This window comes from Rhodococcus sp. R1101 (genome assembly GCF_000278445.1).
GTDB lineage: Bacteria > Actinomycetota > Actinomycetes > Mycobacteriales > Mycobacteriaceae > Rhodococcus > Rhodococcus gordoniae.
The window spans coordinates 1-3,571 of record NZ_AJVB01000402.1 but is presented as its reverse complement, the minus strand read 5'-3'; the positions used below and the strand labels follow the sequence as shown (position 1 = coordinate 3,571).

Annotated in this window: 3 protein-coding genes and 2 pseudogenes; 1 reads left to right on the top strand and 4 read right to left on the bottom strand. The window is 69.1% G+C overall.

The features are described 5' to 3' along the window. The 3 genes and pseudogenes from R1101_RS30320 to dxr all read right to left on the bottom strand — a co-directional run. A pseudogene (locus tag R1101_RS30320) lies at positions 1 to 121 on the bottom strand (flavodoxin-dependent (E)-4-hydroxy-3-methylbut-2-enyl-diphosphate synthase); the annotation flags it as partial. 45 nt (positions 122 to 166) lie between these two features. Next, a pseudogene (locus tag R1101_RS27475) lies at positions 167 to 1,385 on the bottom strand (M50 family metallopeptidase). A 15-nt stretch (positions 1,386 to 1,400) separates the two neighbouring features. Then, positions 1,401 to 2,552 (bottom strand): 1-deoxy-D-xylulose-5-phosphate reductoisomerase, encoded by a 1,152-nt coding sequence (gene dxr / locus R1101_RS0118660; RefSeq protein WP_026003453.1) that lies wholly within the window; start codon positions 2,550 to 2,552, stop codon positions 1,401 to 1,403. A gap of 151 nt (positions 2,553 to 2,703) precedes the next feature. On the opposite strand from dxr, the gene R1101_RS0118655 reads away from it, so the two are divergent. After that, positions 2,704 to 2,952 (top strand): DUF2631 domain-containing protein, encoded by a 249-nt coding sequence (locus tag R1101_RS0118655; RefSeq protein WP_026003452.1) that lies wholly within the window; start codon positions 2,704 to 2,706, stop codon positions 2,950 to 2,952. 65 nt (positions 2,953 to 3,017) lie between these two features. Here the strand turns inward: R1101_RS0118655 and R1101_RS0118650 are convergent. Beyond that, positions 3,018 to 3,571, bottom strand: a 554-nt coding sequence (locus R1101_RS0118650; RefSeq protein ID WP_016934860.1) for a radical SAM protein, incomplete at its 5' end; no start/stop codon positions are given.

Here is a 3,571-nt window from a genome sequence, read left to right as displayed (position 1 = left end):
GCACGGACACCGGGTGATCGCTGCCGACGCCGACATTTCCGACCATGAGCTGGCGGGTCTTGCGCCGGGGTGCGAGGACCGCAGGAATTTCGGGCATGCCCAATCCGACGGGGCTGGTCACAGTTCGCCTTCTTTCGTCGCTACTCGGCAAGTCTACCGGCGCAGATCAGAACAGCTTGATGGGGTTGACGATGTCTGCTGTGAGTGTGAGCACCATGTATGCCCCACCGATGACCACCGCCACGTAGGTCAGCGGCAACAGTTTCATGTAGTCCACGGGCGGGCCGACGGGCAGCCCGCGCAGGCCGCGCAGCCAGTTGCGGGCCTTCTCGTAGATCGCGACGGCCATGTGCCCGCCGTCGAGCGGCAGCAGCGGGAGGAGGTTGAACGCACCGAGGAAGAAGTTCAGCTGTGCGAGCAACAGCACGAACGATTCCCAGATGCCGCGCTCGGCGAACTGGCCACCGATGACGCTGGCTCCGACGACGCTGACCGGGGTGTCGACCGCACGCCTCCCCCCCGGTGACGGCCGTCCACAGGTCGGCGACCTTGCTCGGCAGGCTCACGAGTGCCTCGGCGGTACGGGCCGCGAGGTAGCCGGTGAAGTCGAGGGTCGCAGGGATCGCCGAGAGCGGCGTGTACTCGATGATTCCCGGCTCACCACCGACACCGATCGCGCCGACCGTCCGGGAGACGGGTTCGGCGTCGGGTGACTCGCTCTCGTACACCCAGCGCTGGACCTGCTGCACCGTGACCGGCACGGTGAGGGTCTCGTCGCCGCGCTCGACGGTGAACGGCACTGTGCCCGACAACGGCTGCGTGGCCCGGACGAGGTCGTCGAACGTTTCGACGGGCTGCCCGTCCACCGCGACGATCACATCGCCCGGTGCGATGCCGGCCTGTTCGGCCGGACCGGGACCCGAACAGTCGGCCGGGGTGTAGTCGGGCGGGCCGTCCTGGGTCGGTGCGGCACAGCCGACGGTGCCCACCACTGCGCGGTTGTCGGTGTTGGGCAGTCCCGCGCTCGCGGCGAGGCCGTAGACGAGCACGATGCCGAGCAGGAAGTTCATCGCGATGCCACCCGACATCACGACCAGACGCTTCCACGTCTTCTGCTTGTACATCGCGCGGTCGACCTCGTCGGGCGCGAGCTCGTCCAGGGCCGTCATACCCGCGATGTCGCAGAACCCGCCGGCCGGAACGGCTTTGAGACCGTATTCGGTCTCCCCGCGGCGGAACGCGAACACACGGGGGCCGAAACCGATGTAGTACCGCCGGACCTTCATGCCCAGCTTCTGCGCCGTCCACATGTGGCCGGCCTCGTGCAGAGCGATCGAGATGGCGATGCCGAGGGCGAACACCACCACGCCCAGTGCGAACATCATGAGTGGCCGATCCTCCTATACGAGTGCGCGCGCCCGGTCGCGGGCCCAGCCGTCGGCGGCGAGCACGTCGTCCACGGTACTGGGTTCGGCGGACCACTCGTGCGCGTCGTTCAGCACGGCCTCGACGGTCTGCACGATCCGCGGGAACGACAGGGCGCCGGCGAGGAAGGCCTCCGCAGCGACCTCGTTGGCCGCGTTGTAGACGGCCGTGAGGCATCCGCCTCCGAGGCCTGCCTGGCGTGCGAGCCGCACCGCGGGGAAGACGTCGTCGTCGAGGGGTTCGAACTCCCAGGTCGACGCCGCCGAGAAGTCGAGCGCCGGTGCAGCGTGCGCGACGCGGTGCGGCCAGCCCAGAGCCAATGCGATCGGCAGCTTCATGGACGGCGGCGACGCCTGGGCGAGCGTGGAACCGTCGACGAAGGTGACCATCGAGTGCACGATCGACTGCGGGTGCACGGTCACGTCGATCCGGTCGTACTCCACGCCGAAGAGCAGGTGCGTCTCGATGAGTTCGAGTCCCTTGTTGACGAGCGTGGCCGAGTTGAGGGTGTTCATCGGTCCCATCGACCAGGTGGGGTGCGCACCGGCCTGCTCGGGTGTCACCGAGTCGAGGCGATGGGCCGTCCAGCCACGGAACGGTCCGCCCGAGGCGGTCAGGACCAGGCGCGCCACCTCGTCGCCGCTGCCGCCACGCAGGCACTGCGCCAGCGCGGAGTGTTCCGAGTCGACGGGAACGATCTGGCCCGGCCCCGCCGCCTTCGTGACGAGCGACCCGCCCGCGACCAGCGACTCCTTGTTCGCCAATGCGAGTCGCGCGCCGGTGCCGAGCGCGGCGAGGGTCGGTTCGAGACCGAGGGAGCCGACGAGGGCGTTGAGCACGACGTCCGCGCCGACCTCACGCACGAGTTCGGTGACGGCGGCCGGGCCGCTCCGGACCGGCAGGTCGAGCCGGGCGGCGGCGTCGGGATCTGCCACGGCGACCTCCCGTACGCCGGTCGCGCGGATCTGCTCGGCGAGCAGGTCGGTCCTGCCGCCGCCGGCGGCGAGACCGACGACTTCGAACTCGTCGGGATTGGCGGCGATCACGTCGAGTGCCTGGGTACCGATGGAACCGGTGCTGCCCAGCAGGAGCACCCGGGTGCGGGAAGAAGATCGAGTGTCGGCCACGCGAGCATTGTTCCCCACGCACCTGAACAGTTCCTGAACCGCCCGGCCTCCACCCACCGGGAGGCGCCACACGCATGCCCCGCTTCGTACGACAGGGGGTCGTATGTCACGATAAGCAGCAACAGAAGCATCTGGTGAGCAGGAGGAAGCCGTGGCCGGTACCGAGTTGCAGTCCACTCGTAGTGATGTGGCGGCGGAAGTTCCGTCGGCCGAGTGGGGTTGGAGCGGGGAAGCCCCCAAGTTCTTCCGCGTCATGGCCCTGGTCGTCGCGGCGTTCCTGCTGCTGATGCTCATCGGCAACCACGAAGGACACGTGGAGAGCCTGTACCTGATCGGCTCGGCGGCCCTGCTCGTGTTCATCGTCGCGCGCGACGCGGTGCGCCGGCGCCGTCTGCGCTAGTTCCACGAACGTTCGGGGCCCGTCCGGATTCTCCGGACGGGCCCCGTCGTGTCTTCGGTGCCGCCTCAGCCTTCGGCGGCGAGCTGCCCGCAGGCTGCCGCAATCTCCTGGCCACGCGTGTCGCGCACGGTGCACGACACGCCCTGGGCCTGCACGCGCCGCACGAATTCGCGTTCGACGTCCTTCGGGCTGGCGTCCCACTCGCTGCCCGGTGTGGGGTTCAGTGGGATCAAGTTGACGTGCACGAGCGACCCGAGCGCCTTGTGGAGCTTCTTGCCGAGCATGTCGGCGCGCCACGGCTGGTCGTTGACGTCGCGGATGAGGGCGTACTCGATCGAGACGCGCCGGCCGGTCTTGTCGGCGTAGTACCGCGCCGCCTCGAGAACCTCGGCGACCGACCACCTGTTGTTGACGGGGACGAGGGTGTCGCGCAGTTCGTCGTCCGGGGTGTGCAGCGACACCGCGAGGGTGACGCTCAGACCTTCGTCGGCGAGGCGCCGGATGGCCGGTGCCAGTCCCACGGTGGAGACGGTGACCGAGCGCTGCGACAGGCCGAGCCCTTCGGGGGCAGGTGAGGTGATGCGGCGCACCGCCGCGACCACCCGCTTGTAGTTCGCGA